Annotated in this window: 22 protein-coding genes and 2 tRNA genes; 16 read left to right on the top strand and 8 right to left on the bottom strand. The window is 55.7% G+C overall.

All coding sequences use genetic code 11. The annotated features are described in order from the left end of the window. Window positions 1–13 precede the first annotated feature (13 nt). Window positions 14–2,473, bottom strand: a complete 2,460-nt coding sequence (locus tag ACF8YQ_RS09755; protein WP_396621257.1) for an EAL domain-containing protein — start codon at window positions 2,471–2,473, stop codon at window positions 14–16. 236 nt (window positions 2,474–2,709) lie between these two features. Here ACF8YQ_RS09755 and ccoM point away from each other — a divergent pair, with 236 nt between their 5' ends. Then, window positions 2,710–2,859 carry a cytochrome c oxidase subunit CcoM gene (gene ccoM / locus ACF8YQ_RS09750; protein WP_396621256.1) on the top strand — a complete coding sequence of 50 codons (150 nt, stop codon included), beginning with the start codon at window positions 2,710–2,712 and terminating at the stop codon, window positions 2,857–2,859. 20 nt (window positions 2,860–2,879) lie between these two features. Here the strand turns inward: ccoM and ACF8YQ_RS09745 are convergent. From ACF8YQ_RS09745 to ACF8YQ_RS09735, 3 genes are all read right to left on the bottom strand, one after another. After that, window positions 2,880–2,955 (bottom strand) — tRNA-Glu (locus ACF8YQ_RS09745). A gap of 86 nt (window positions 2,956–3,041) precedes the next feature. Next, on the bottom strand, window positions 3,042–3,947 hold the full coding sequence (locus tag ACF8YQ_RS09740) for a TIGR01777 family oxidoreductase (RefSeq protein WP_224848030.1): 906 nt from the start codon (window positions 3,945–3,947) through the stop codon (window positions 3,042–3,044). Between the two features lie 40 nt (window positions 3,948–3,987). Continuing rightward, window positions 3,988–4,365 carry a sirohydrochlorin chelatase gene (locus ACF8YQ_RS09735; protein WP_396621255.1) on the bottom strand — a complete coding sequence of 126 codons (378 nt, stop codon included), beginning with the start codon at window positions 4,363–4,365 and terminating at the stop codon, window positions 3,988–3,990. Window positions 4,366–4,466: 101 nt separating this feature from the next. Here ACF8YQ_RS09735 and ACF8YQ_RS09730 point away from each other — a divergent pair, with 101 nt between their 5' ends. The 6 genes from ACF8YQ_RS09730 to ACF8YQ_RS09705 all read left to right on the top strand — a co-directional run bounded on the left by ACF8YQ_RS09730 (window position 4,467) and on the right by ACF8YQ_RS09705 (window position 9,627). Next, on the top strand, window positions 4,467–5,069 hold the full coding sequence (locus ACF8YQ_RS09730; RefSeq protein ID WP_396621254.1) for a DUF924 family protein: 603 nt from the start codon (window positions 4,467–4,469) through the stop codon (window positions 5,067–5,069). A gap of 98 nt (window positions 5,070–5,167) precedes the next feature. Then, window positions 5,168–5,914, top strand: coding sequence for a TetR/AcrR family transcriptional regulator (locus ACF8YQ_RS09725; protein WP_226597353.1), 747 nt, complete (start codon window positions 5,168–5,170; stop codon window positions 5,912–5,914). Between the two features lie 98 nt (window positions 5,915–6,012). Continuing rightward, a tRNA-Gly gene (locus ACF8YQ_RS09720) sits at window positions 6,013–6,088 on the top strand. A gap of 131 nt (window positions 6,089–6,219) precedes the next feature. Beyond that, the gene (locus ACF8YQ_RS09715) at window positions 6,220–7,017 is read left to right on the top strand and encodes an MOSC domain-containing protein (protein ID WP_396621253.1); all 798 of its coding nucleotides are present in this window, start codon (window positions 6,220–6,222) and stop codon (window positions 7,015–7,017) included. Between the two features lie 4 nt (window positions 7,018–7,021). After that, on the top strand, window positions 7,022–8,959 hold the full coding sequence (locus ACF8YQ_RS09710) for an ATP-binding cassette domain-containing protein (protein WP_396621252.1): 1,938 nt from the start codon (window positions 7,022–7,024) through the stop codon (window positions 8,957–8,959). After that, window positions 8,956–9,627: a DUF6901 family protein gene (locus tag ACF8YQ_RS09705; protein WP_022992475.1), complete on the top strand. Its 672-nt coding sequence runs from the start codon at window positions 8,956–8,958 to the stop codon at window positions 9,625–9,627. The genes ACF8YQ_RS09710 and ACF8YQ_RS09705 overlap by 4 nt, the downstream gene beginning before the upstream one ends. Window positions 9,628–9,653: 26 nt before the next feature. Here ACF8YQ_RS09705 and ACF8YQ_RS09700 read toward each other — a convergent pair whose 3' ends face one another. Together ACF8YQ_RS09700 and ACF8YQ_RS09695 are read right to left on the bottom strand one after the other, a co-directional pair. Next, window positions 9,654–10,085, bottom strand: a complete 432-nt coding sequence (locus ACF8YQ_RS09700; protein ID WP_011784651.1) for a universal stress protein — start codon at window positions 10,083–10,085, stop codon at window positions 9,654–9,656. Between the two features lie 142 nt (window positions 10,086–10,227). After that, on the bottom strand, window positions 10,228–11,046 hold the full coding sequence (locus ACF8YQ_RS09695; protein WP_396621251.1) for a hypothetical protein: 819 nt from the start codon (window positions 11,044–11,046) through the stop codon (window positions 10,228–10,230). A gap of 315 nt (window positions 11,047–11,361) precedes the next feature. Here ACF8YQ_RS09695 and fadB point away from each other — a divergent pair, with 315 nt between their 5' ends. The 3 genes from fadB to topA all read left to right on the top strand — a co-directional run bounded on the left by fadB (window position 11,362) and on the right by topA (window position 17,622). Beyond that, window positions 11,362–13,509, top strand: a complete 2,148-nt coding sequence (gene fadB / locus ACF8YQ_RS09690; RefSeq protein WP_153740168.1) for a fatty acid oxidation complex subunit alpha FadB — start codon at window positions 11,362–11,364, stop codon at window positions 13,507–13,509. Between the two features lie 32 nt (window positions 13,510–13,541). Beyond that, window positions 13,542–14,717: an acetyl-CoA C-acyltransferase FadA gene (gene fadA / locus ACF8YQ_RS09685; RefSeq protein ID WP_011784654.1), complete on the top strand. Its 1,176-nt coding sequence runs from the start codon at window positions 13,542–13,544 to the stop codon at window positions 14,715–14,717. 265 nt (window positions 14,718–14,982) lie between these two features. Further along, window positions 14,983–17,622: a type I DNA topoisomerase gene (gene topA, locus ACF8YQ_RS09680; RefSeq protein WP_206852219.1), complete on the top strand. Its 2,640-nt coding sequence runs from the start codon at window positions 14,983–14,985 to the stop codon at window positions 17,620–17,622. A gap of 67 nt (window positions 17,623–17,689) precedes the next feature. Here topA and ACF8YQ_RS09675 read toward each other — a convergent pair whose 3' ends face one another. Continuing rightward, the gene (locus ACF8YQ_RS09675) at window positions 17,690–18,565 is read right to left on the bottom strand and encodes an NAD(P)-dependent oxidoreductase (protein WP_206852218.1); all 876 of its coding nucleotides are present in this window, start codon (window positions 18,563–18,565) and stop codon (window positions 17,690–17,692) included. 342 nt (window positions 18,566–18,907) lie between these two features. Here ACF8YQ_RS09675 and ACF8YQ_RS09670 point away from each other — a divergent pair, with 342 nt between their 5' ends. Further along, window positions 18,908–20,113: a M48 family metalloprotease gene (locus ACF8YQ_RS09670; RefSeq protein ID WP_206852217.1), complete on the top strand. Its 1,206-nt coding sequence runs from the start codon at window positions 18,908–18,910 to the stop codon at window positions 20,111–20,113. A gap of 80 nt (window positions 20,114–20,193) precedes the next feature. On the opposite strand, the gene gltA is transcribed toward ACF8YQ_RS09670, so the two are convergent. Further along, on the bottom strand, window positions 20,194–21,468 hold the full coding sequence (gene gltA, locus ACF8YQ_RS09665; RefSeq protein WP_206852211.1) for a citrate synthase: 1,275 nt from the start codon (window positions 21,466–21,468) through the stop codon (window positions 20,194–20,196). A gap of 47 nt (window positions 21,469–21,515) precedes the next feature. Here gltA and ACF8YQ_RS09660 point away from each other — a divergent pair, with 47 nt between their 5' ends. The 5 genes from ACF8YQ_RS09660 (at window position 21,516) to ACF8YQ_RS09640 (ending at window position 25,156) form a co-directional block, all read left to right on the top strand. Continuing rightward, entirely contained in the window at window positions 21,516–21,740 is a 225-nt protein-coding gene (locus ACF8YQ_RS09660; protein WP_396621250.1) for a hypothetical protein, read from the top strand. Between the two features lie 204 nt (window positions 21,741–21,944). Further along, a complete protein-coding gene (sdhC, locus tag ACF8YQ_RS09655) occupies window positions 21,945–22,322 on the top strand; it encodes a succinate dehydrogenase, cytochrome b556 subunit (RefSeq protein WP_011784658.1) in 378 nt (125 codons plus the stop codon). After that, complete coding sequence (gene sdhD / locus ACF8YQ_RS09650) at window positions 22,319–22,660, top strand: succinate dehydrogenase, hydrophobic membrane anchor protein (RefSeq protein ID WP_011784659.1); 342 nt, start codon at window positions 22,319–22,321, stop codon at window positions 22,658–22,660. Before sdhC ends, sdhD begins: the two co-directional genes overlap by 4 nt. A 3-nt stretch (window positions 22,661–22,663) precedes the next feature. Beyond that, the gene (gene sdhA / locus ACF8YQ_RS09645) at window positions 22,664–24,436 is read left to right on the top strand and encodes a succinate dehydrogenase flavoprotein subunit (protein WP_011784660.1); all 1,773 of its coding nucleotides are present in this window, start codon (window positions 22,664–22,666) and stop codon (window positions 24,434–24,436) included. 15 nt (window positions 24,437–24,451) lie between these two features. Further along, the gene (locus ACF8YQ_RS09640; protein WP_011784661.1) at window positions 24,452–25,156 is read left to right on the top strand and encodes a succinate dehydrogenase iron-sulfur subunit; all 705 of its coding nucleotides are present in this window, start codon (window positions 24,452–24,454) and stop codon (window positions 25,154–25,156) included. Window positions 25,157–25,376: the final 220 nt, after the last annotated feature.

The following is a 25,376-nucleotide window of genomic DNA, read 5'->3' as shown; positions in this document are numbered from 1 at the left end:
TGTGCCGTATTGATTACTTTAGATTGGCCCGCTCATTGGTTTCGAGCCAGTGAATGAAGTCCTGCTCGGGCAGGGGGCGACTATAGAAGTAACCCTGGGAGTAGTCGCAATGCTCTGCTTTCAGGAAGTGAGTCTGGTCCTCTTCCTCAACCCCTTCGGCAACCACTTTCAGGCCGAGGCTGTGGGCCATGTTGATGATCGCGCGGACAAGGGAAGCATCTTCGTTCTCTTTCAGGACATCCTGAACAAATGACTTGTCGATTTTCAGGGTATCGAACGGATAGCTTTTCAGATAGCTGAGTGCCGAATAGCCAGTCCCGAAATCGTCGACCGACAAGCGGATCCCAACTTTGTCGAGTTGTTTGAGGATATCAGCGGTTTCGATGGAATTGTCCAGAATCAGCCGTTCCGTGATTTCCAGTTCCAGCAGTTCCGGCCGTAAATTGCTGTCGTTCAGCGCGCGCATGATGGCGTCGGTAAACCCGGGGTCCCGGAACTGGCGTGGTGATACATTGACGGCAATGCTGATCTCGCGCCCGGTCATCGCCTGCCAGCAGCACGCGGCTTGACAGGCTTCCTTGACGACCCATTCGCCGATCGGAATGATCAGGCCGGTTTCCTCGGCCAGCGGAATAAAGCGATCTGGCATCACCATGCCCATGGCCGGATTGTTCCAGCGAAGCAGGGCTTCTGCCGCCACCAGGCCACCACTGGCGGTGTCGACAATGGGTTGGAAATAGAGCTCGAATTCACCCAGCTCCAGGGCCTTGCGCATGTGAGATTCCATTTGCAGACGCTCGTGAGAAACCTCGCTCATCTCCGGCGTAAAACGGGCATAGGCGCTCTTGCCTTTGTGTTTCGCCTCGTACATGGCCGCATCGGCGTGCTGGAGCAGGGTGCCGCTGTTATCCGAGTCGTCCGGGAAGGTGGCGATGCCAATACTGGTTGTAACAAACACTTCCTGGCCGCTGAGCATGAACGGCGGTGCGAAGGTTTTCAGAATACGTTCAGCAACCTGGGAAGAGGCGTCCGGCCCGTTCAGCCCCGGCAGCACCACAAGGAACTCATCACCACCCAGCCGCGCAACGGTACTGGTGCCGCGCAGGCAGCTGGAGATCCGGCGTGCGGCTTCAATCAGCAGGGTGTCACCGGCGTCGTGGCCGAGGGTATCGTTGATGTGCTTGAAGTTGTCCAGATCCAGGAACATTACCCCAACCTTGGACTCATCACGCCTTGCCTGGGCCAGCGCCAGTTTCAGGCGGTCCAGCGCAAGCATGCGGTTGGGAAGCCCGGTCAGGATGTCGTAATTCGCTTGCCGCAACAGCTGTTGCTCGTAACGTTTGCGGATGCTGATGTCTTCCCCGAGTATCAGGTAACCGGTGGTTTCACCGTTATTGTCCTTGATAGGGGTGACCACAAGCTGTTCCCAGTAGCGCTCGCCATTTTTCCGTGTGCTATTGACTTCGCCTTGCCAAACGCCCACGCGCTGTACCTGAAGTCTGATGGATTTCCATAGTTGTCTGGCTTCGTGGGAATCCACACCGGGGTCAATAAGTGACGAGGGATGCTTGCCGATGATTTCAGACGGGCTGTTCCCCGTCAGTTGGCTGAATTTCCGGTTCGCATATTCAATGCGCCATTGCCGGTCGCAGATCAGAACCGAAGATGGGCTCTGGTCGATGGCTTTGGAGAATTTCCGGATTTCGGCTTCATCCCGTTCCCGCCTTGCAACGTCATCGGTGAGCCGTTCGCGCATCTGGTTGATGGCTTCGGTCACCATACCCAACTCATCGCGCTGGTAAGCAGGAGTATCCGGCCTATCCAGCTCCAGCGGGCGTGAAAGATTTCGCAATGACAGATCCCGGGTGTAGTCGGCCATGTCCGCCAGGTGGCGAGTGACCAGATGGCGGAATATCCACAGAATCAGAATGGAAACAACAAATATGATCAGGAACTGAGTGGCAAGAATGAAGCCCACCCGGCGCCTTAGTTCATCATATACCCGTTGCAGACTGGCGGTGATGGTGAGCTCGCCCAGCCGGAATTCCGCATCGTCCCGGTAGATCAGCTCGAAACTGTGGGTGAGGGTATCGGTGTCTCGTGGGAGTTCGCCCATGACCAGTTCGGAGTCTGGTTCAATTCGGAGCCGTAGATGTTCGATATCGGGCAGGCTGAGAATGCCGTCCATCTGGGTTTGCAGGTGTTTTTGATCCAGCGCCCACAGACTCTGGGCAAGACTGGAGCGGTAACCGGACTCAATTACCTGCATCCGCTGTTCTATCTTGGACAGGTCCTCGCGGTAGTCTGAGTAGATCTGAATGCCGGACGCGAGCAATGTAAAGGCAGAGCTGAACAGAAGGATCCATGCCACCAGCCGGAATGATAAAGGAGAGGCTGCACGAAAACGTTTCAAACGCGTCGCAATGTCTGGCATGTCTTTGATTTTTCGACCATCCAAGGAAGTATCGGACATAGCAATTACAGAAGCGATCCCTGAAGTTGTTACCTGTATTCCCTTGCCTACGACTATAGCAGCAGTTTACGGCAAATGCGCTGCAAACTCAGGATAAACCGAGAGAAATGGGGCAGGGCGTCTCACTTTGGCAATTATTGCAATGACGAAATGAGCTTGATGCAGATCAATACGGGGCAGGCGGTGCCGGCGTAACCTGAGCTTAATCAAGTTTTACAGGTACAGGAGACATAGCCATGTATATGGACGCAGTTGTAATCGCCGGAATCGCCACAGTATTGCTGATGATTGGCTTCTTCGTCGGAGTCGGCATCTTCGTCATGAAGGATCAGAAGAGCCATGCTGCTAAAGCAGGAAAGCACCACCAGGGTGGTCATGGCAGCTGACGAGCAGACAGCTTTGAAATTGGCGTCCCCTAGGGGGTTCGAACCCCTGTTGCCGCCGTGAAAGGGCGGAGTCCTAGGCCACTAGACGAAGGGGACGCAACGTTTTCAAAAGCTTGCCTCGTCGAGGTGGCGCGTATATTAAGTAAGGTGCCTGGGGCTGTCAACGCTTTTTCTTAAAAAAATTATGTTCCCACACTTTCCCTCAACGCGGCTTCCAGTTCCGCAAGCCGGAATTCAAAACCCTCACGTTTGAGCCGTTCCGGTATCGCCTTCTGACCGGTCAGTAACAGCCCGGCCATTTCCCCCAGTATCAGTTTCAGTGCGGGCTCTGGAGCCGGTATAACGGCTGGGCGGTGTAGAACCTGTGCAAGCGTTCTGGTGAATTCCGCATTGGTGACCGGGTTCGGGCTGACCATATTGTAGGGGCCGCTTGCCGTTGGCGTATCCAGCATCCAGAGCAGGCCGGAAACCACGTCGTCCCTGTGAACCCAGGGCATGTATTGCCGTCCGGAGCCCAGTTTTCCGCCAAGTCCGACCTTGAAGGGCAGGATCATGCGGTGCAGAAAACCGCCGTTACGGCCGGCCACCACGCCGGTACGGGACAGGCAAACGCGTACGCCATCAGTTTCAAGCTTGAGCGCCTCCTGTTCCCAGTCCCGGCACAGTTGGTGTGTGAACTCATCATGGGGTTCTGTGTCTTCGGTAACCAGGTGATCCCCCTGGTTACCATAAAAGCCAACGGCAGAGCCGGATACCAGAACCTCCGGCATGTTGCTCCAGGTTCTGACCACTCCGACCAGGGTGCGGGTAAGATCAATGCGGCTGGCACGCAGCTGTTCCTTGCGGGCATGGCTCCACCGTTTGTCGGCAATGCCTTCCCCGGCCAGGTTGATAACTGCATCGAAGCCCGGGTGTGCGCGCAATTTTTCCAGATCATCCGTGACTTCTACCCGGCCGCAGATGGAGCGCACGGAATCCGGCTTCTGACGGCTGAGAACCGTTAGCCCATAACCGCGTTCAATCAACTCCCGGCACAGTATGTGGCCGATAAACCCTGTGGCGCCGGTAACCAATATACGTTTGTCCATGGGTTCCCTCCTGCGATCGGAATCCGTCGTTGGTTCTTTGTCAGTGTTCAGAGCGCTCCAGTTCCTCCTTAACCACATCACGGATGGCCAGTCCAAGCCTCGGATTTTTCCCGATTGGTTCAGCCAGGCGGATAGTAACGCCGTGTTCCGCCTCCAGCCTTTCGATCATGGCTGGAACATCTTTTCGCAAGTGACGGCCGGCAGCGAGAAACAGAGGAACAACCGTGAACTGCTCCGTGCCTTGTTGTTTGGCCTCGGCCACAATGGTATCCAGTGAGGGTTCCGCAAGTTCCATATAGGCGATGGCCGCATTGTCAATCGATGCAACGGTAGGTTCGGCCAGCTTCTCGAAGGTTTCGCACCAGCGTGCATCACTGCTTCCGTGGGCCAGTAGAATAATCTGGTGAGCTTGGGTCATAACATCTCCGATCTGGTCGTTTGTCTTGATACGACCGTAAACTTGACGACAGTGGGTCGGTTAAAGTGATCCTGACAATCAATGTATCAGGGAGTTGTCAGATGTTCGATTGGAAAGAGCTTCTGGATTTCTGGTTCGGTGAATTAGATGAAAATGGTGTTCCGGATCGCGATCATCGCAACCGTTGGTTTCGCAGCGACCGGGCCTTCGATCAGGAAATTCGGCGCCGGTTTCTGTCTCTGGTGCTGTTTGCCTCGGAGCAGGGGCTAGATCACTGGCGTAAAGCCGCCGGAGGCTCGCTTGCTGAGATTCTTCTGCTGGACCAGTTCACCCGTAATATTTTTCGCGGAGGCGCCATGGCCTTTGACAATGACCGGCTGGCCAGGCAATTGTGCCGTGGCGCAATGCAGCGAGGACAGGATTTGGAGCTGCCCCCGGTGCAACGCGCCTTCCTCTATATGCCGCTGCAACACTCCGAGAAGCTGGCTGATCAGGATCTTTCAGTAGAGTGCTATCAGCAGTTGTCTGCCACCACCAACGGAGTTCTGGGAGACTTTCTTGGCAGCTTTCTGCAATCGGCTCGCGATCACCGGGATATTATTGCCCGGTTTGGCCGGTTTCCCCATCGCAACAAAGCTCTTAAGCGCGCCTCTTCGCCGGACGAACTGGCTTATCTTGAAGGTGGGCCACGCTTTGGCAAGTAGAGCTGGCCAGTTTGATGATCGGTTCAACGAATTGGCTGTCGATAACGGGCACACTCATTCACACGCAATAACAAGAAAATCAACGGAGTGAGAACAGGATGTCATCTTCCAACCCGGCGATGTGCGACGGCCCGGGCGCCAATAAACCTATGCACAATGATAACAGGGCCTCAGGGCGGGGTGGCAGAACCACTCGGGCCAAAAGTGAAATCCGGCGTCATGCCATTCTCAAGGCAACCATCCGGGTAGCGGCTAAGGACGGTATCAAAGGTATCAAGCATCGTTCCGTCGCCAAGGAAGCGGGGGTTCCCCTGGCCGCAACTACCTACTATTTCCGAGACATCAATGAGTTGATCAGCGATGCCTTCATGCTTTACGCAAAAGAAGCCGGCGCAGAACTGAAAGCGTTCCACGACACCTTGAATCTGGTACTTGATGGTGTGCCCCCTGAGCAATTGCGCCGGGGTGCTGAGTTTCGTCCGGAACTGTGTCAGCGCCTGACTGACTTTGCCCGGGCCTGGATGCAGGAGCAGTTTACACGCCGGCGGGAGCAGGTACTGGCAGAGCAGGTGTTTGTGATGGAGGCGCTCAGGGACGACCGCCTGGCCAGGGTGGCACGCCGGTATCGGCAGTCCTGGATTGACGGCCTGGAGCAGCTTCTGCAGCGCCTGGATTCGCCATGCCCTCGCCAGGACGGCACCCTGATCGTCAATGTGGTGCTGGGTATGAGCTACGATCTGTTGCTGGAGGTGCCCGGCACCGAGGCGGAGGTGTTGAGCGCGTCGGTGGCCAGGATCGTTCAGCTGGCGCTTGGGGTGGAACCTGAAGACCTGTGTGCATCATGATGATCGGCGGTTGTGAAATTTTTTCACGAAAGTGTTGACGGCCCCCGAGTTATCAGTAGAATACGCAGCCGTTGTCAGGCAACGCCCGGCAACAATCAGCGGGAATAGCTCAGTTGGTAGAGCACAACCTTGCCAAGGTTGGGGTCGCGAGTTCGAATCTCGTTTCCCGCTCCAGAATTCCGAAACCCGGCCTCAGGCCGGGTTTCTTCGTTTCAAGCCTCTCAAAATCACTCACTCCCCCTGTCTCGTCAGTTATACTCGGCAGCCATTTCCCGAATAATCCGGCAACCGAGGAAGGCGAAACCATGAAGGTGAAATCCCTCTATATCTATCCGGTCAAATCATTGGCGGGAATCGAAGTGTCCCGTTTTGAGTTGGATGATTTTGGTCCGCAGGGCGATCGACGCTGGATGATAATCGACAGGGATAACCGTTTTGTGACTCAGCGTCGTTTGCCTGAGCTCGCCAATGTTTCCACGGCGCTGCAAGAAGGAGTGGTCGTTATTGATGTGCCTGGCGAGGGGGTTTTCCCTCTCGAGGCGGGCACTGACGCTGTGGAAGTGACGGTCTGGCGTGATCAGGTGGTTGCCACTGCCGGAGCCGGCCGCGCTGGTGAGGCTTTGAGCCGCTATTGCGGAGAAACGCTCAGGCTGGTTTATATGCCTGATAGCTGTTTCCGGAGGGTGGATCCTGAACGTGTCAGTGCTGAACGCCGAGTGGGTTTTGCCGATGGCTTCCCGTTGCTAGTGGTTAACCAGTCGTCTCTGGATGAGCTCAATTCCCGTCTCGAATCCCCGGTTGATATGCGTCGCTTCAGGCCGAACATTGTGGTTGAGGGGGCGGGGGCCTGGGCGGAAGACATCTGGCGGAGCGTCAGCGTTGGTGAAAGCCGGCTGGATCTTGTCAAACCCTGCTCCCGTTGTGTGATGACCACGGTCAATCCGGATACTGGCGAGAAAGATTCCGCCACTCAGCCCCTCAAGACTCTGGCCAGCTATCGAAAGACCCAGGACGGCGTTATTTTTGGGCAGAATGCTGTGCATCAAAAACCGGGTGTGATTGCTGTGGGCGACAAGGTAACCGTTTTGAATCAGGAGAATTGATACAGTGCCACTGTTAACGCTAGACCGGATCTCCCTCGCTTATGGCATGCATCCATTGCTGGATGAGGCAAGCCTAACCATTGACCCCGGTGAACGGGTTTGTCTGTTGGGCCGAAACGGGGAGGGGAAATCCACGCTGTTGAAAATCGTCAGCGGGGAAGTGACGCCGGACGGCGGCGTGGTGCGCCTGGAAGATGGCTCTGTATTGTCGGTACTGCCCCAGAGCCTGCCATCGGATGACACTCGTACAGCCTATGATGTGGTGGCCTCCGCATTTCCGGAAACCGGGGATCTGCTGGCGGAATTCCACCGGCTATCCCAAAAGGCGGACGAATCCAGTCTTGAGCGTTTGATGAAGGTTCAGGAACGATTGGAATCTCTGGACGGCTGGCGGCTTGACCAGAAGGTAACCACGATTCTGGGTCAATATGGTGTGGATCCGGATCGGGTGCTGAATACCCTTTCCGGGGGCTGGCAGCGCCGGGTGCTTCTGGCCAGGGCATTGGTGGCAGACCCGGATATTCTGTTGCTGGATGAGCCAACCAACCATCTGGATGTGCCCGCCATTGCGTGGCTGGAAGAGGCGTTATCGCAGTTCCGAGGGGCCATGTTGTTTGTCAGTCATGACCGTGCGTTTATCCGGCGAATGGCCACTCGCGTCGTGGAGCTGGACCGGGGGCAGCTGGTGAGTTTTGCGGCCAGTTATGACCGGTATCTGGAGCTTAAGGAAAAAGCGCTGGAAGAAGAGGAGCGCCAGAACGCGCTTTTCGACAAGCGCCTGAAACAGGAAGAAGCCTGGATCCGCCAGGGGATCAAGGCTCGCCGCACCCGGAATATGGGGCGGGTAAGAGCGCTCAAAGCGATGCGGGAAGAGCACAGGCAACGTCGGGTGAGGGGTGGCACCGCCAGTTTTGCCGTGGAGCAGGCGGATCTTTCGGGCAAGCTGGTTGCGGAAGCGAGCAATGCCGGATTCTCTTATGTCGATGGCGAGCCGGTGGTTCGCAATATGGATCTCACCATTCTCCGGGGCGACAAGATCGGACTGGTTGGTGAGAATGGCACGGGCAAGACGACCCTCGTACGCCTGTTGTTAGGTGAGCTGGCACCCACTGAGGGTAGTATCCGGCTGGGAACGAATCTTCAGGTTGCCTACTTTGATCAACTTCGGGGAGAGCTGGATCTCCAGAGAAATGCGTTGGATAACCTGGCTGAGGGCCGGGAATTCATCGATATCAATGGTCAGAGCAAGCATGTTTTGGGTTATTTGCAGGAATTTCTGTTTACCCCGGAACGGGCACGCTCTCCTGTGCGTGTGTTCTCCGGTGGTGAGCGTGCGAGGCTTTTGCTGGCCAAGTTGTTCAGTAAGCCAGCCAATATTCTGGTACTGGACGAACCTACCAACGATCTTGACGTCGAAACCCTGGAATTGCTGGAAGAGCAGCTTTCAGAGTTCAAGGGCACCGTGATTGTTATCAGCCACGACCGGGAATTTCTCGATAACGTGGTGACCGACACCATCTTCCTGGACGGTTCCGGGGCAGTGATGGAATACGTGGGTGGATACACCGATTGGCGTCGGCAAGGTGGTCGTTTTCCCTCTGAAACATCGGGAAGCCGACTGGACAAACAGGATAAGCGTGATAAACCCGACAGTTCCGCTAAAAAGCCAGGTCAGGATGGCGGTATTGTGGGGCAGTCGGCAAAATCAAAGCCCGTCAAACTGAGCTACAAGCTTAAACTTGAGCTGGAACAATTGCCCGGCAAAATCGAACAACTGGAGCAGCAGGTAGCTGAGCTTCAGGATAAAATTTCTGCACCGGATTTTTATTCAGGCCCACCGGAAGATGTATCGGCCACTCTGGAACAGCTGGCGGAAACGGAGTCTCGCCTGGAGTCGGTGATTGAACGGTGGATGGAGCTGGAAGAACAGGCGAACCAATGAACATAAATTACAATTTCAAATTTCAGGATGGTCGTGATATCGAGTTCAAGGTAACTGGGGAGTCCTCCTCGCCGCCGCAGGGTCAGTCACTGCCGGCCTGGGTTCGTCTCGAACACTGTCAGTGTTCGAACTGCCCGCTGAAGCCTGGCGAGACCCCGTATTGCCCGGCGGCAACCGAGATTCTGCCGGTCGTAGAGGCGTTTCAGGCGGAAGACGCGTATCAGAAAGTGGATGTAACCGTGACGGATGAGCGCCGCTCCTATTTCAAGCAGACGACGCTGGAAGAGGCGTTGCGTTCTCTGCTGGGGCTCAAGATGGCTACCAGTGGCTGCCCTGTGCTTTCGGAGCTCAAGCCGATGGCGCTCCACCACCTGCCGTTTGCCAACAGTGACGAATTTGTGATGCGCAGTGTGGGGTATTATCTGCTTCAACAGCTTTTCGCAAAGCGGAATCAGCAGGAAGCGGACTGGGAACTGAAAGGTCTGGTGGAGCGTAATCAGCGATTACAGCTGGTGAATCAGGCGCTCTGGCAGCGGATACATGCTGTTTGCAAGGGCGACAGTAATCTGAAGGCACTGCTCAACTTTTTCTCAATGGCCTCGAGTGTCAGCGTTTCTCTGGAAAGCCAGCTCAGGAAGCTTCAGGCCAGGATGAAGGGGGAGGGCTAGGGCCGCCCCCCCTTCCATCACGAGTCTCAATGAATACGAATGGCCAGTACATCGCACTCCGTGCCGTGAAGAACGCCGTTGGCCGTTGAGCCAAGCAGTAACTGGAAGCCTTTACGGCCATGGCTTCCCACGATCACCAGATCAACGTTGTGCTCCTTGGCCAGCCGGTGGATTTCCGATTCTGGCCGGCCGACGGTTACCACCTGGTTGGCCGCTGCAATACCATATTCATCCCCATACTTGCCCAGCTGTTCACGAGCGGCTTTGTCCAACTGATCCTGCAGTTCAGACAGATCCATAGGAATATCGCCACCATAGGCGTAGCCAACCGGCTCAACAACGTGAACCAGCAGCAACTCGGCTCCCTGGGCATCGCACATCGCCTTGGCTTTGTTCAGAACCTGTGGTGCCTCTTCAGTCAGATCAATGGCAACCAGCATTTTCTTATAGGTGGACATAACTTAGCGCTCCTTCGTACTTGGGGAATATGTTCAGAATAGTACCGAGAGTATACCGGGGAAAGTGTTTTGTCATGCTGACCGGTATCAACCGGGGGAGGGATTTGGCTGGGGTGAGCTGGCCGCTCACCCCGGAAGAGCGTCAGGCGCTGGCGCGCAGCAGGTCAATGGCGTTGGTCAGGCCTTCAATGATGCCTTTGGAGTAGCGATCAATCACAAAGCCCACGTTGTTCTCGTTGTAGTTGATGTACGAGCCACGGATGAATTGCCATTTGGAAGCGACATCGTCCAGGGCAGTCTTGAGTTCGCCGTTTGTTGAGCCGGCCCTGAGTGAGGACAGGAGTTGATCGAATGTCTTCGCCTGTTCGTCGAGCGGAACTTCGCTGGAGGCGCCCTGAAAGGTCTGGGCGACGGACGAGTGCGTTCTGGCGGCATAACGCGCCATCATCTGGGCCATGACAACAGCGGCTGAACGAGCCGACTCAATACGGGTATTCGCCTTAATTCCGCTGCTTTCCTGTGCAACCGAATAGAGTTCGGTGGCCAGGTTATTCATGCTCAGGGCCTGGTTTGCCAGGTCGGCCATCAGACGAAGATCCGGGTAGCCCCGGTCACGTACCTCATTGATGTTGCCGCGCATCAGGTTTTTGAACTGGTCGAAGGCCTGGTTCAGTTCCTCAACCTGCTGCTCAGAAAGAACCCCGCTGGTACTGGCCACCACGGAATTCATGGCATCGTTGGAGTTGTTAATTCCGACAACGATCCGGTTCAGCGTTTCGGTATCGCCGGTCGCACTGAAGTTGTAAAAGGCATCGAGGGCAAGGTAATTGTTGACCCGGAAATCGTGGAGGTCAGACAGAAACTCTGCTCCGGTTTCCTGGGCTTTGGCGCTCAAAGCCGTCAGGGCGAGAAGAATGAACGCGGCAATCAACGACTGGATCCGCAGGCGGGCGTCTTTCATCGGATGAGTCTCCGTAATGCTGTTTTATTATTGTGGACTAAAGTCGCAACCCGAAGTTAAAGTAAGTCTGCCGGCTAATCAAGTAGTTTCCGGCGCTTACAGAGTCAGCTCCCTTTTTTCTGCAGGTTTCATTCAGAAACAAATTGACAAACGCGTCTTTTTTTTTCATCGTGTGCCCTCACGATTCAAACGACTGTATGAATTTTTGGATCGGAAGATCGGGCAGTGACCGAAATCTCGCTGCACAAACAGCCGGCATGGTGGCTAACGCCCGCCGGTTGTCAGCAGTTCCAAACACAGACTGGAGATCAGTTGATGATTTACGAAGGTAAAGCCATCACGGTTAAAGAGATCGAAGGCGGGATCGCTCAGTTGGACTTCGACTTGCAAGGCGAGTCAGTCAACAAGTTCAACCGTCTCACCATCGAAGAGCTGGGCGCCGCAGCTGAAGCACTCAAATCCCAGAAGAACCTGAAAGGCCTGGTAGTAACCAGCTCCAAGGACAGCTTCATTGTCGGTGCTGATATCACCGAGTTTACCGAGCTGTTTGCCGGTTCCGAGGAAGACCTCGTGGCCAACAACCTCAAGGCCAACGAAGTATTCAACGCCATTGAAGACCTGCCGTTCCCGACGGTTACCGCTATCAACGGTATCGCTCTGGGTGGTGGTTTCGAAATGTGCCTGGCGACCGACTATCGTGTCATGGCTCCCAAGGCCAAGGTAGGTCTGCCGGAAGTGAAGCTGGGTATTTTCCCGGGCTTTGGCGGTACTGTTCGCCTGTCCCGCCTGGTTGGTGTGGACAATGCGGTTGAGTGGATTGCTGGTGGTACTGAAAACCGCGCTGATGCCGCTCTGAAAACCGGTGCTGTTGACGCTGTTGTTGGCGCTGACAAGTTGGTTGAAGCTGCCGTTGCGATCATCAAGCAGTGCAATGAAGGCAAGCTGGACCACATGGCTCGCCGTGAAGAAAAGAAAGGCAAGATCAAGCTCAATGCCATGGAAAGCATGATGGCATTCGAGATTTCCAAGGCGTTCGTGGCCGGCAAGGCTGGCAAGAACTACCCGGCGCCTGTGGAAGCGATCAAGACCATGCAGAAGCATGCCGGCATGACCCGCGACAAGGCGATTGAGGTAGAGGCCAAAGGCTTTGCCAAGATGGCCAAGACCAATGTTGCCGCGTGTCTGGTTGGTCTGTTCCTGAACGACCAGGCCCTGAAGAAGAAAGCCAGTGCCTGGGAAAAAGAAGCTTCTGATGTGAATCTGGCCGCTGTACTGGGTGCCGGAATCATGGGTGGCGGTGTTGCGTTCCAGTCTGCACTGAAGGGCACACCGATCATCATGAAGGACATCAATCAGGACGGCATCAAGCTGGGCCTGAATGAAGCCAAGAAGCTGCTGTCCAAGCGTGTTGCCAAGGGCAAGATGGACGCCGGCCAGATGGGCGACGTGCTGAACGCGATCACTCCGACCCTCAACTACGGCGACTTCAAGAACGTCGACCTGGTGGTTGAAGCGGTTGTTGAGAATCCCAAGGTGAAAGATGCTGTTCTGCGTGAAACTGAAGATGCAGTTCGCGAAGACACCATTCTTACTTCCAACACCTCCACTATCTCCATCAACCTTCTGGCCAAAAACCTGAAGCGTCCGGAGAACTTCTGTGGCATGCACTTCTTCAACCCGGTGCACATGATGCCGCTGGTTGAGGTTATCCGTGGTGAGAAGACCAGTGACCGCGCTATCGCGACTACGGTTGCCTACGCCAAAGCGATGGGCAAGACCCCGATCGTCGTCAACGACTGCCCGGGCTTCCTGGTTAACCGTGTTCTGTTCCCGTACTTCGGTGGTTTTGCCGCGCTGGTACGTGACGGCGCCGATTTCCAGAAGATCGACAAGGTGATGGAAAAGTTCGGCTGGCCCATGGGCCCGGCTTACCTGCTGGACGTTGTCGGCATGGATACTGCCAAGCACGCCAACGAAGTTATGGCTGACGGTTTCCCCGAGCGCATGAAGGCCGACTTCAAGTCTGCCATTGACGTGATGTTCGAGAACAACCGTTACGGCCAGAAGAACGACAAGGGCTTCTACAAGTACGAAGAAGACAAGAAGGGCAAGCCGAAGAAGGTTGTCGACGAAGAAACCTACAAGCTGATCGAGCCTGTGGTTGACGGCAGCAAAGACTTCGATGAAGAAGAAATCATCGCCCGCATGATGATTCCTCTGTGCCTGGAAACCGTTCGCTGCCTGGAAGACAACATTGTTGAAGACCCGGCCGATGCAGACATGGGCCTGATCTACGGTATCGGCTTCCCTCCGTTCCGTGGTGGTGCATTGCGCTACATCGACGACATGGGCGTCGACAAGTTCGTCGAACTGGCAGACAAGTACGCAGATCTTGGCCCGCTGTACGCGCCGACCGAGAAGCTGCGTGAAATGGCCAAGACTGGCAAGAAGTTCTTTGGCTAACCCTAACGAGATTTCCGAACGGAGAAAGATCTATGAGCCTTAATCCGAGAGACGTTGTCGTCGTCGATTGCGTGCGGACTCCGATGGGTCGTGCCAAAAACGGCTGTTTCCGCAACGTACGTGCCGAGACTTTGTCGGCTGCGCTGATTGAAGCACTGTTTGAGCGCAACCCGAAGCTCGACCCGAAAGAAGTAGAAGATGTGATCTGGGGCTGTGTAAACCAGACCAAGGAGCAGGGCTTTAACGTGGCGCGGCAGATTTCCCTGCTGACCCGTATCCCGCACGAGTCTGCTGCCCAGACCGTAAACCGTCTGTGTGGTTCCGCCATGAGCGCTATCCACACCGCGGCGCAGGCTATCCAGACTGGTAACGGTGATGTGTTCCTGGTCGGTGGTGTTGAGCACATGGGCCACGTACCCATGACCGAAGGTTTCGACCACAACCCGGCTGCTTCCAAGTACTCCGCCAAGGCATCCAACATGATGGGCCTGACCGCGGAAATGCTGGCCAAAATGCACGGTATCACCCGTGAGCAGCAGGACGAGTTCGGCGCCCGTTCCCATCGCCTGGCCCACGAGGCCACCCAGGAAGGCCGCTTCAAGAACGAAATCGTTCCGATTGAAGGCCACGACGAAAACGGCTTTGTGAAGCTGATCGAAGAAGACGAGACCATTCGTCCGGAAACCACAGCTGAGTCCCTTGGCCAGCTGCGCCCGGCATTTGATCCGAAAAACGGTACGGTGACTGCCGGTACCTCTTCCCAGCTGACCGATGGTGCGTCTGCCATGGTGCTGATGTCCGCTGAGCGGGCAGAAGCTCTGGGTCTGACCCCGATTGCCAAGATCCGCAGCATGGCCGTGGCTGGTTGCGATCCCGCGATCATGGGTTACGGTCCGGTACCGGCCACCAAGAAGGCGCTGAAGCGTGCAGGCCTGAAAGTTGAAGATATTGACTTCTGGGAACTGAACGAAGCCTTCGCTGGTCAGTCCCTGCCAGTTCTGAAAGACCTGAAACTGCTGGGCGTCATGGAAGAGAAGGTGAACCTGAACGGCGGCGCGATTGCTCTTGGCCATCCGCTGGGCTGCTCTGGTGCCCGTATCTCCACCACACTGCTGAATATCATGCAGGCCAAAGGCGGTAAGCTTGGTGTATCCACCATGTGTATCGGTCTTGGTCAGGGCATTGCCACTGTGTGGGAGCGTATCTGATCAGGAGTATCTGATTAGTGAGCTCAGTCAGGAGGCCCGGCATACGCCGGGCCTTCCTGTTTCCGGACGCGCAAAATGCGACGGAACCCGGAAAAAAGCCTGATTGAAATCAAAGAATGGGTTGTCTTGCCAATCTTGACCCTGTAAAACAGTGAGCCTATACAGAATGGCAGCCTTTGTGTTTTCCAGTTGCCTGATTTTTATGCGAGTTTACGGTTCTGTTCAGATATTGACCGATTGATCGCCAAGGATACAGATCTCCGATATGGGTAAAAGTCTCGTTATTGTCGAGTCGCCAGCGAAAGCGAAGACCATCAACAAGTACCTGGGCTCGGATTTTATCGTGAAGTCCAGTGTTGGCCACATCCGTGACCTGCCCGTAAGTGGCAGCGGCAGCCAGTCAGACCCGAAAGAACGGGCGAAACAGGCAGCGGCCACGCGCAAGATGAGCCCGGACGAGAAAGCCGAGCACAAGAAGCGTAAGGCCCGGGAGCAATTGGTAGCCCGTATGGGTGTTGATCCTGACCATGACTGGAGCGCCCGTTACGAGATTCTGCCCGGCAAGGAAAAGGTGGTCAGCGAGCTCAAGCGTTTGGCCAAGTCTGCCGACCACATCTATCTGGCAACGGATTTGGATAGGGAAGGGGAGGCGATTGCCTGGCACCTTCAGGAGACCATTGGCGGCGAGCCGGACAAATACCGTCGTGTGGTGTTCAACGAGATTACCAAGCGGGCGATTCAGGAAGCTTTCAAGGATCCGGGCAACCTGGATAACAACCGGGTGAACGCTCAGCAGGCCCGCCGGTTCCTGGACCGCGTTGTGGGTTATATGGTCTCGCCGCTGTTGTGGGCAAAGATTGCCCGCGGTCTGTCTGCGGGCCGTGTGCAATCCGTCGCCGTACGACTGATAGTGGAACGGGAGCGGGAGATCCGTAAGTTTGTGCCGGAAGAGTTCTGGCAATTGCATGCAGACCTGGCTGCAGAAGGCACCAAAGACCCGGTCCGGTTCGAAGTAACCCGCTATAACGACAAGCCCTACCGCCCTGTCAACGAAGTTCAGAGCAAGGAGCACGTTGAGCGGCTCAAGGCTGGCGGCTTCAAGGTGGCCAAGCGCGAAGACAAGCCGACCCGATCCCGTCCGTCTGCACCCTTTATTACCTCCACGCTGCAGCAGGCGGCCAGTAACCGCATGGGTTTCAGCGTCAAGAAAACCATGATGCTGGCCCAGCGATTGTACGAGGCCGGTTTCATTACCTACATGCGTACGGATTCCACCAATCTGAGCCAGGATGCCGTATCCAGCTGTCGTGACTTCGTCCAGAAGCAGTTTGGCGAACGTTATCTGCCTGAGAAGCCGCGGGTCTATGGCAGCAAGGAGGGCGCCCAGGAAGCTCACGAAGCGATTCGCCCGACCGATGTTGCTCGCAGGCCAACGGATATTACCGGCCTGGAAAAAGACGCAGAGAAGCTCTACGACCTGATCTGGCGCCAGTTTATTGCCTGTCAGATGGCAGATGCCGAATTCCTGAGTACCTCTATTGTGGTGGCCAACGGCGACTACGAGCTGCGCACCCGGGGTCGAATCGTCAAGTTTGACGGCTTCCTGAAGGCTGCGCCGCAGTCCTCCAAGAAAGATGAAGACGTGGCATTGCCGGATATCAAGGTGGATCAGCCCCTGGATCTCAAGAAACTGGATCCGACCCAGCATTTTACCAAGCCGGCGCCCCGGTACACCGAAGCCAGCCTGGTCAAAGAGCTCGAGAAGCAGGGGATCGGCCGGCCGTCCACCTATGCGTCCATCATTTCTACTATTCAGGATCGGGGCTACGTAAAGCTTCAGAATCGCCGCTTCTACGCGGAGAAAATGGGCGAAATCGTTACCGAGCGACTGGCGGAATCCTTCCCGAATCTGATGGATTACGATTTCACCGCGCGCCTCGAAGATGAGCTGGACGAGATCGCCGAGGGCGAGGTTCAGTGGAAAAAAGTGCTGAATGACTTCTACGCCAAATTCCGTAATCAGCTGGAAAGCGCTGAAAAGACGGATGGCGGTATGCGCGCGAATACTCCCACGGAAACCGATATACCGTGCCCGAGCTGTGGCCGGAATATGCAGATCCGGGTGGCCAGTACCGGGGTGTTCCTGGGCTGCTCCGGCTATTCGCTGCCACCCAAGGAGCGCTGCAAGACCACCATTAACCTGGTGTCTGGTGACGAAGTGGTGAGCGCTGACGACGACGTGGAAGGGGAAGGCGAAACCCGACTGCTCCGGAAAAAGCGCCGCTGTCCGAAATGCGGAACGGCCATGGACAGCTATCTGATCGACGAGAAGCGCAAGCTGCATGTGTGTGGTAACAATCCGGACTGCTCAGGGTACGAGGTTGAAGAGGGTACGTTCCGTATCAAAGGTTATGATGGGCCGACGCTGGAGTGTGACAAGTGTGGCTCCGAGATGCAGCTCAAGACCGGCCGATTCGGCAAGTACTTCGGTTGTACCAGCAGCGAATGCAAGAACACCCGTAAGTTGCTGAAAAATGGTGAGCCGGCACCCCCCAAAATGGACCCGGTGCCGATGCCAGAGCTCAAGTGCGATAAGGTGGACGATACCTACGTACTTCGTGATGGGGCGTCCGGCCTGTTTTTGGCAGCCAGCAAGTTCCCGAAAAATCGGGAAACCCGGCCGCCACTGGTGATGGAGATCAAGCCGCACCGCAAGGAAATCGACCCGAAATACGATTATCTGATGGATGCCCCGGAAAAGGATCCGGAAGGCAACCCGACGGTAATTCGTTATAGCCGAAAATCAAAAGAGCAGTACGTCATGTCGGAGAAAGACGGCAAGGCGACGGGGTGGTCAGCGTGGTATGAAAATGGTCGCTGGGTACCGCGAGACAAGAAAAAGTAGGCCAGATGGGGGCGCACCCCCGCCTTTGAGAAGGCGAGGGTGTGTTATTCTCGTATACGCTGGCGCGTTAACGGAACTTGCGTAGTCTCTGTATGAGAGACGATGTGTCCCAGCGCCGCCCGCCCATGGATTGCACGTCTGCGTAGAACTGGTCTACCAGTGCGGTAACCGGCAGCGACGCATTCACTTTTCTTGCCTCCTCCAGGCAGATCCCCAGATCCTTCCGCATCCAGTCAACCGCAAACCCGTGATCGAACTCACCGTCAATCATGGTTCCTGAACGGTTTTCCATCTGCCAGGACTGCGCCGCACCTTTGGAAATCACATCCACCACTTTGCGTACATCCAGCTCTGCCTGTTCGGCAAAGTGCAGCGCCTCTGAAAGCCCCTGAACCAACCCGGCAATGGCAATCTGGTTAACCATCTTGGTTTTCTGTCCGCTGCCCGCCGGGCCCATCAGGTTGAGCGCACGAGCGTAGTGCGCCATGATCGGCCTGGCTTTTTCGAACGCCTGCTCGGGGCCGCCGCACATGATGGTGAGTGCGCCATTCTGGGCGCCTTGCTGACCGCCCGAGACCGGCGCATCGATAAAAGCCTGTTTGCGGGCGCCAGCGGACTTGGCCAGGCGTTCGGCAATCCCTGCAGATGCCGTCGTGTGGTCAATCAGGATGGCGCCCTCTGGAGCGTTTGCGATGATTCCCTCGTCGCCTTCAAATACTTCGATCAGATCTTTGTCAGCGCCAACACAGGTCATGACAAAATCTGCGTCTCTGACAGTGAGCGCGATCGAATCACATGCGGCCCCTGAATGTTCTGACGCCCATTGTTTTGCCTTCTCGCCAGACCGGTTCCAGACACGGACAGAAAGTCCTGCGTTGGCCAAATGCCCCGCCATGGGATAACCCATTACGCCCAGGCCAATAAACGCTACCGTTGTTGTCATTGATTTGCTCCAGTCGGTGAGTGTCAGTGTGCTTTGATTATGAAATCGAGCCGAAAGGATTGAAACCCTTTTCGACCGCTCGCGGGCTATCCATTGGTCGGGGCTCACAGAATGGTCAACGCAGGCATGACGCCAATCACAGACCGGTAAACTATCTGCTTATTTCAGGCGCATACGATAGCAGGCGCTTCAAGGCATTCTTATACTTAGCGGGCTAGCCGCATGGATGCGTACAGGCCGTGAGAAATTAGTTTTTTGGGTCTCTCGGTACTTCTTGTCCTTGTTGTTAAGCGAATGGGGGAGGCCGTGATGCCGCCTGTAGTTTATTCGTGAGGGAAGTAAATGAATCTGGTATACAAACATGAAAAACCGTTGTTGCTGGTGACGGCGGTGCTTGCTGTGGCCATCTGGCTGGCTCTGATACTGGGTACGCTGGGTATAGTCTTGCTGTATCTGTTGGTGGGGTACGTGTTCTTCCTCTTTGCCCATTCGGCTTTCATCTCACACCTGAAGGGGTCTGGGGTGCGAATCAGTCGCGAGCAATATCCGGACCTCTATGACCGACTTGTTCGTTGTTGCGAAAAGGTTGGGGTAAAGGAGGTACCGGAAGCCTACCTGCTGCGGACTGATTTTTTCAATGCGCTCGCGACCAAGTTTCTTGGTCGTCATTTTGTTGTCTTGTTCACCGATGTCGTTGATGCATTGGAGGCGCGCCCGGACGCCATTGATTTCTACATCGGTCATGAGTTGGGTCATATTCACCGGCGCCACCTTTCCTGGGGACCGGTGCTGGCACCCGCGGCCTGGCTGCCTGTCATCGGGCCGGCGTTGCGGCGTGCCGAAGAATACACGTGTGATCGCTACGGTGTAGCCTGCTGTCAGTCACCGGACGACATCAAGGCAGCGCTGGCCGCAATTGCTGCAGGCGATACCCGTTGGCAAACCATCAACGTGGACGCATTTGTAGGGCAAGTGGCTGTGACCAACGGCTTCTGGATGTCCTTCAACGAAATAACGGGAGATTATCCCTGGCTCACCAAGCGGATGGCAGCGGCCATTGCCCTGTCGGAAGGGCGTGAAGTATCTCACCCGGGGCGGAGCAAGTTAGCCTGGTTTTTCGCTCTGTTCGTCCCGAGGCTCGGGGTTGGGGGAGGGGCTGCGTCCTTGCTCGTAATGGTGGCCATTGTCGGCATACTTGCCGCTGTTGCGATTCCTCAGTATCAGGAATACGTAGAGAGAAGTCGCTATCAGGATGCCTACCTGGAAGGCTTGGGGGTTACGGATTCTGTCGATGCCTATGTCAGTGAACACCAGGCCTGGCCCGGCTCGATGGCGGAGCTTGGTTATGGCGGTACCTTCGGGGGCTCTGGTGAAGACTATACTATCGATGTCTATGACGGTGGTGTGATCGGCATTGAGATGGGGGTTGATGAAACCGGAGAGTCGGAATACATCGTTCTGGAACCGGAGGTCACCGATAACGGGTTATTCTGGAGTTGCTATGGTCAGAACGCTGTTGAAAAACTACTGCCGGCGGACTGTCGTTAGCATGGTGAAAGACTGACCGGGAAATGAAAAAAAGCCGCTGAAGTCAGCGGCTTTTTTCTGGTTGAAGGCAAGTGGTGTGCTTACTTCTTCGGGTAATCCCGCTTCGGCGAGCCGGTATACAACTGGCGCGGACGGCCGATACGGTTGGCACCGCTGACCATTTCGTTCCAGTGGGAGAACCAGCCGATGGTACGGGACATGGCGAAGATAACGGTAAACATGGAGGTCGGAATACCGATGGCCTTCAGGATGATGCCGGAGTAGAAGTCGACGTTCGGATACAGCTGGCGCTGAACGAAGTACTCGTCTTCCAGGGCGATCTTTTCCAGGCGCTGGGCAATTTTCAGCAGCGGATCGTTTTCCAGGCCGAGTTCGCTCAATACTTCGTGGGCAGTCTGAGCCATGACCTTGGCGCGTGGATCGAAGTTCTTGTAAACCCGGTGGCCGAAGCCCATCAGGCGGAACGGATCGTCCTTGTCTTTTGCCTTGGCAATGAACTTCTCGATGTTGGACTCGTCGCCGATCTCGGCCAGCATGTCCAGTACCGCTTCGTTCGCACCGCCGTGAGCCGGGCCCCAGAGCGCGGCAATGCCGGACGCAATACAGGCGTATGGGTTGGCGCCGGTAGAGCCTGCAAGGCGAACGGTGGAAGTAGACGCGTTCTGTTCGTGGTCAGCGTGCAGAATGAAGATCTTGTCCATGGCGTTGGCCAGAACAGGATTTGGCTTGTACTCTTCGCACGGAGTGCCAAACATCATGTGCAGGAAGTTCTCTGCGTAGGACAGGTCGTTCCGCGGATACATGAACGGCTGGCCCATGGAATACTTGTAGCACCATGCCGCAATGGTCGGCATTTTCGCGATCAGGCGATGGCCGGTAATTTCACGCTGCTTGGGGTCGGAAACGTCCATCTGGTCGTGATAGAACGCAGACAGTGCACCCACAACGCCACACATGATGGCCATGGGATGCGCGTCACGGCGGAAGCCGTTGAAGAAATTGCGCATCTGGTCGTGCAGCATGGTGTGGTTTTTGATGGTGTCGTGGAACTGCTTGTTTTCTTCTTCGCTGGGCAGTTCGCCGTTCAGCAGCAGATAGCAGACTTCCAGGAAGTCGGAGTGCTCGGCCAGCTGATCAATGGGGTAGCCGCGGTGCAGCAACACGCCGTTGGCGCCATCGATGTAGGTGATGGCTGATTCGCAGGCTGCGGTGGATACAAATCCCGGGTCGTAGGTGAAAACGCCTTCCTGTACCAGGCCGCGTACGTCAATAACGTCAGGGCCGACGGTGCCGGAATAAACCGGTAGCTCAATGGACTTATCTCCCACCGAGAGCGTGGCTTTCCTGTCGGTCATGGTGCTCTCCTGTCTGATTAGCTGTAACAGCTTTTCTGCATGTGTAGATGCGCCAGAAAGCGCGTATTATCGCAAAACTGGCGGCAAAATATAGGGCGTCAGCTTTTTTTGTCAATGCACTGGCGGAGAAAACGGCAAATTTCTTCCCGTTTGTAAATGAGGGATATCCGGAATATCGGGCCCTTGGGGCGGAAAATGGTTTTGTCAATAAGCCTTATAGATGGGTAGAGGCTGCAAGCTGCAAGGCCTGGAGGGCGATTGCAAGTTTGTAATTACCGGGGTGTCTCCTTATAATCCGTAGCCCGGAATCGGGGATGCACCGGCTTATGGGCTTGAGTATAGCAAGCTACCGGGTAGTCATCCGCCCTCCTGAACCAATCGGTTATCGGTATCGTACCGATTCTCCGGTCCCAACATACCAACCATCCGCCACCGTTTTGCGGTCCCGCGGAACCAAGAGAGAGTGTGAGAGCGCTGTGAATAGCAAACGACCAGTAAATCTCGATCTCGGCAAGTTTCATTTCCCGCTGCCAGCCATTACTTCGATCCTGCATCGCATCAGCGGCATCATCATCTTCGTAGGTGTTGCCTTCCTGATGTACGGCCTGGATCTCTCCCTTTCCGGAGAAGATGGCTTTAACCGGGTGAATGAGCTGCTGGACAGCTTCCTGGCGAAGCTGATCATCTGGGGCATCCTGTCTGCTCTGCTGTACCACCTGGTTGCAGGTATCAAACACCTGTTGATGGACGCTGGTATTGGCGAAGAGCTTGAAAGCGGGCGCCTCGCCGCGAAAGCCACGATTGCGGTTTCCGTTGTTCTCATCGTTCTGGCAGGAGTCTGGGTATGGGCATGAACAGTGTAACGAATATTGGTCGTAACGGTATTCAGGACTGGATCATCCAGCGCGTAACAGCCTACGTATTAGCTCTGTACACGCTGTTCCTGCTTGGCTTCTTTGTGACCACCGATGTTGACTACCAGGCGTGGTCTGCATTGTTTGCTCAGGGATGGTTCAAGATCTTCAGTCTGCTTGCGCTGCTGTCCATTGCCGGGCACGCGTGGGTTGGCTTGTGGACAGTTTCTACCGACTACATCAAATCCGCGATGCCGCGTTTTCTGCTTCAGGCAGCCTGTGTGCTCGTAATGTTTGTATATGTCGTGTGGGGCATTCAGATTCTTTGGGGGCTTTAATCGATGGCTAACATCAAGACCATGTCGTTCGACGCGATTGTTATCGGTGGTGGCGGTGCCGGTATGCGAGCCGCCCTCCAGCTGACCGAATCCGGTCTCGATACCGCGTGTATCACGAAAGTATTTCCGACCCGTTCGCACACGGTATCCGCCCAGGGCGGTATTACCTGTGCGATCGCCAGCGCTGATCCCAACGACGATTGGCGCTGGCACATGTACGACACTGTGAAAGGTTCTGACTACATCGGTGACCAGGACGCGATTGAGTATATGTGCTCCGTCGGTCCGCAGGCAGTGTTCGAGCTCGAGCACATGGGCCTCCCGTTCTCCCGTACCGAGCAGGGGCGTATCTATCAGCGTCCGTTCGGTGGTCAGTCCAAGGACTACGGTAAGGGCGGTCAGGCTGCCCGTACCTGTGCCGCAGCCGACCGTACCGGTCATGCTCTGCTGCACACGCTATACCAGGCTAACCTCAAAGGCGGCACTTCGTTCCTGAACGAGTGGTACGCCGTGGACCTGGTCAAGAACAGTAAAGATGAAGTGGTCGGTGTTGTCGGTATCGAAATTGAGACCGGTGAAGTCTGCTACATCAAGGCCAAGGCGACCGTTCTGGCAACCGGTGGCGCCGGTCGTATCTATGCGTCAACCACCAATGCCCTGATCAACACCGGTGACGGTATCGGTATGGCCCTGCGTGCCGGCTTCCCGGTTCAGGACATGGAAATGTGGCAGTTCCACCCGACCGGTATCCACGGTGCCGGTGTGCTGGTAACTGAGGGTTGCCGGGGTGAGGGTGGTTACCTGATCAACTCCGAAGGTGAGCGTTTCATGGAGCGTTATGCTCCGAACGCCAAAGATCTTGCTGGTCGTGACGTTGTTGCCCGCTCCATGGTTCTGGAAATTCTGGAAGGCCGCGGCTGTGGTCCCGACAAGGATCACGTACTGCTGAAGCTGGATCACCTGGGCGAAGAAACCCTGAACCTGCGTCTGCCGGGTATCTGTGAGCTGTCCCGTACCTTTGCTCACGTTGATCCGGTCAAAGAGCCGGTGCCTGTGGTTCCGACCTGTCACTACATGATGGGCGGCATTCCGACCAACGTTGGTGGTCAGGCGTTGACTCAGGATGAAAACGGCAACGACAAGCCGATTCCGGGCCTGTTTGCCTGCGGTGAAGCCGCTTGTGTGTCTGTACACGGTGCTAACCGTCTGGGTGGCAACTCTCTGCTGGATCTGGTGGTCTTTGGTCGTGCGGCTGGCCTGCACATTGAGGAGCAGCTGCGTGGTGGTTTCGAGGTCGACGGCGCAAGCGACGAAGACATCAAGCGTGCCATGGCTCGTCTGGAGCGTCTGGACAGTGCAAGTGAGGGTGAGGATGTGGCTCAGGTTCGTAAAGACCTGCAGAACTGCATGCAGCTCTACTTCGGCGTGTTCCGTGACGGCGAAAGCATGGAGAAGGGCCTGAAGCTGCTGGAAGAAATCGGTGAGCGGGTTCGCAAGACCAAGCTGACTGATACCAGCAAGGCATTCAACACCGCCCGTATCGAAGCGCTGGAACTGGACAACCTGTACGAAGTTGCCTATGCGACCGCCAAGTCTGCGATTGAGCGTAAAGAAAGCCGCGGTGCCCATGCCCGTAACGATTTCACCGAGCGTGACGACGAGAACTGGCTGAAGCACTCCATGTACTTCCCGCTGGACAAGCGCGTTGGCAAGCGTGACGTGAACTTTGCACCGAAAACGGTTCCGACCTTCGAGCCGAAGATCCGGACCTACTAAGGGGGTATCCTGAAAATGTTGGTAAGTCTGTACCGTTATAACCCGGAAACTGACAACGCCCCTTACATGCAGGACGTTGAGATTGAGTTGCCGGAAGGCAAAGATCTGATGGTTCTGGATGTTTTGGCGCTGGCCAAGGAAAAGGACCCGACTGTCGCATTTCGCCGTTCCTGTCGTGAGGGCGTTTGCGGCTCAGATGGTATGAACATGAATGGTAAGAACGGCCTGGCTTGCATCACGCCGGTTTCCGATGTGGTCAAGAACAACAAGCTGGTTTTGCGCCCGCTGCCTGGTCTTCCGGTCATTCGTGATCTGGTGGTTGATATGGGCCTGTTCTACAAGCAGTACGAAAAAGTGATGCCGTACCTTGTGAATGACAACCCTGCGCCAGCCATCGAGCGTCTGCAGTCTCCGGAAGATCGTGAGAAGCTGGACGGCCTGTACGAGTGTATTCTCTGTGCCTGCTGCTCTACCGCTTGCCCGTCTTTCTGGTGGAATCCGGACAAGTTCATCGGTCCGTCTGGTCTGTTGCAAGCTTATCGCTTCCTGGCCGACAGCCGTGATACCGCTCAGGCAGAGCGTTTGGCGAACCTGGACGATCCGTTCAGCGTGTTCCGCTGCCGTGGCATCATGAACTGTGTCAGTGTGTGTCCGAAGGGCCTGAACCCCACAAAGGCAATTGGCCATATCCGGAACCTGTTGCTGCAAAGAGCCACCTGACCGGCAAAATTCGCAGCACCAGCTATACTGGTGTTCTGACACCAGTTAGTACCCCTGAAGGCCTCGCTATATGCGGGGCCTTCAACCAAAGGCTTATAGTCAAAAGTCTTACCGGGGTGCAAACTTATGCACGCTGTTTCGGTGCGCTTATCCAGTCACCGGACAGTATTGCTGAGTATAAAAATCACTGGGGACGGAAAACATCCTTGCCGGGTGTGGT

Source organism: Marinobacter sp. W-8 (assembly GCF_044342215.1).
Lineage (GTDB): Bacteria > Pseudomonadota > Gammaproteobacteria > Pseudomonadales > Oleiphilaceae > Marinobacter > Marinobacter nauticus.
This window is presented reverse-complemented; position numbering and strand designations above follow the sequence as displayed.